Annotated in this window: 2 protein-coding genes and 1 pseudogene; 2 read left to right on the top strand and 1 reads right to left on the bottom strand. The window is 67.3% G+C overall.

Features of this window, described 5'->3' with window-relative positions:
• Nucleotides 1-28: 28 nt before the first annotated feature.
• The gene (locus JKV81_RS16990) at nucleotides 29-1,546 is read right to left on the bottom strand and encodes an amidase (RefSeq protein ID WP_241748627.1); all 1,518 of its coding nucleotides are present in this window, start codon (nucleotides 1,544-1,546) and stop codon (nucleotides 29-31) included.
• A gap of 115 nt (nucleotides 1,547-1,661) precedes the next feature.
• Here JKV81_RS16990 and JKV81_RS16985 point away from each other — a divergent pair, with 115 nt between their 5' ends.
• Together JKV81_RS16985 and JKV81_RS16980 are read left to right on the top strand one after the other, a co-directional pair.
• Nucleotides 1,662-2,285, top strand: a complete 624-nt coding sequence (locus tag JKV81_RS16985) for a TetR/AcrR family transcriptional regulator (RefSeq protein WP_202076612.1) — start codon at nucleotides 1,662-1,664, stop codon at nucleotides 2,283-2,285.
• A 31-nt stretch (nucleotides 2,286-2,316) separates the two neighbouring features.
• Nucleotides 2,317-2,572: pseudogene (locus tag JKV81_RS16980) on the top strand (DNA-binding protein); the annotation flags it as partial.

Here is a 2,572-nt window from a genome sequence, read left to right as displayed (position 1 = left end):
CAAGCTCAGAGCGCGAGTTCGATTCTCGTCACCCGCTCTTCCCACGAACCCTCAGGTCAACGGCCTGGGGGTTCGTCGTTTCCTGGACGCCGTGTGGGCGCGCTGAATGATTCCCTGCCCATACCGTGGGGATTCGGCCTGACCACGGACTTGCCTGTTCGAGTTGTCCGGCGAGGCGGAAGAGCCGGCCTTCGAGGCCATATCCGGCGGCGAACTGCATGCCGACCGGGAGCCCCGTCCCGGCGTCGGCCGTCACGGGTACGGATATGGCGGGTGTGCCTGCCACGTTGAACGGCATGGTGAACGGCGACAGGTCATTGATGCGCTCGATCCACCCGAGGCCGTCCAGTGCCTCCGCACCCTCCGTGTGAGTGCCGAGAGACACGGGAGGCTCCGGCAGGGTTGGCGTGAGGAGGATGTCGTACTCGTCGAAGTACCGCGCCAGGCTTCGGGCCACCCGGTTCCGCATCGCGAGAGCGGTGTGGAATTGCGCGCCGCCGACCCGGTGCCCGTAGTGGTAGCCGGCGAGGGTCGCCGGTTCAAGGGTCGAGGAGTCGACGGGACGGCCGAAGGCGGCGGCCAGCCCGTCGACCAGGGTGGTGAGGTTCACCGTCATGAGTCGGGCGTTGGCCAGGACGAATTCCTCCCAGCCGACGCCGAGGCCGACCTCAACCTCCGTTACCTGATGACCAAGGAATTCAAGCAACCGCACGGTGCGGGAGAGGGCGTCGGTCACCGGCGCGGTGGTGCGGCGTCCACCCCACGCCTGGGCGAGAACACCGATGCGCAACGAGCCCGGATGACGGGTGACTTCCTCCGCGTACGGCCGTGACGGCTGCGGGGCGAAGTAGGGGTCGCCCGATTCCGGGCCGCGTATCTGGTCGAGCAGTACCGCACTGTCGCGTACGGTGCGGCTGACGCTGCCGTGGACGGCCAGGCCGCTGAAGACCTCGTCGACGTCGGGCCCCATGGACACCCGGCCACGGGTCGGCTTGATCCCGAAGAGGCCGTTGTAGGCGGCGGGGATACGGAGCGATCCGGCGGCATCGGTGCCATGGGCGACCGGAACCACCCCTGCGGCGACAGCGGCGGCAGCGCCTCCACTGGACCCGCCTGCGCTGCGCTCCAGATCCCACGGGTTACGGGTCACGCCGTACAACGCAGATTCCGTCGAGATGCCATAAGCCATCTCCGGTGTCGCGGTGCGCCCGAACGTCACGAGGCCCGCGCGTCGGAAGCGCTGCATCAGCGAGGAGTCGGCGCCGGCGACGTTACCGGCCGCCAGGCGGCTTCCCAACTCCATCCGCCTCCCGGCCATGGCCACCGCGATGTCTTTGATCAGAAAGGGGACGCCGGCCAGTGGTGTGCTGCCAGGGGCAGGTTCGTCGTCGGTCGGCCAGGTCTCCACGACGGCGTTGATCTGCGGATCGACTGCCTGCACAGCTTGGCGTGCGGCTGCCTCCAACTCGGCGGGGAGTACCTCACCCTCGGCCACCAGCTCCGCCAGCCCGACGGCGTCGAAACTCACGTACTCAGAAGCTTTCACTGTCACTCCCCACCAAAAAAGATACCGTTGAGTGCTGAACGATACCCAACGGTATCGGGTGGGCCCGACTGGTACCATGACGAGGGCGTGAACCGCACGATCGACCGGAGTAGTCATGGCATCGACCCTCAGCAGACCAAGCAGAGTGGCGAAGCTGCCGCCTCGTGAGCGCATTCTCGACGCCGCCGAAGAGCTCTTCGAGAGAGAAGGGATCCGGCTGGTGGGGGTCCAGGCGATCGCCGACAAGGCCGAGACCACCAAAATGGCGATCTACCGGCACTTCGAGACCAAGGACGCGCTGGTCGCGGAGTGGCTGCGGATCGTCGCCGCGGACTATCAGGCGGCGTTCGACTGGGTGGAAGCCGAATATCCCGACCGGCCCGAGGAGCAGATTCTGGGCCTGGCCCGATTCATCGCCGAGGGCCTGTCAGCGATCTCGTACAGGGGTTGCCCGTTCATCAACTCCCTCGCCGAGCTTCCCGACCGCCTTCATCCGGCACGGCAAGTGATCGAGGACCACAAGGCCCGCCAGACCCGCAGGCTGATCGGCATGTGCACCGAAGCGCAGATGCGCGACCCCGGACAGGCCGCGGCCGAGATCACCTTCGCACTCGAAGGAGCCCAGGTCAGCGCACAGAACGGAAGCATCGATCAGACGGGAGACCGCCTGATGAAAGTTGTCGAGGGAATCGTGGACCGGCACCGCTCCCCCCTCGGCGCACACAGCGCGGCCGACTGACCGTCCGCGCCCCCGCCCGAATCCCGCCTCGATCGCACAGGACCGCAAGCTCCTCGCGATGCTGCAGGTCTTCCACGACATGGGAGCCGACCTCGTGATCGGGGCGAACACCATCGTGGAGGTCAGCCACTCCCGCACCGACATGCCCCGCCTGAACTGGGCCCTGTCCCGAGTCAAGGTTGAGCCCGTCACCGAGCAGGCGGCGAAAGCGGCGGCCGAGCTCCTCGAAGGCGCCGGACTGCACGGCCACAAGTACGCCATCGACGCCACGGTCGCCGAGGTCGCGC

Source organism: Streptomyces silvae (assembly GCF_016745505.1).
GTDB lineage: Bacteria > Actinomycetota > Actinomycetes > Streptomycetales > Streptomycetaceae > Streptomyces > Streptomyces silvae.
This window is presented reverse-complemented; position numbering and strand designations above follow the sequence as displayed.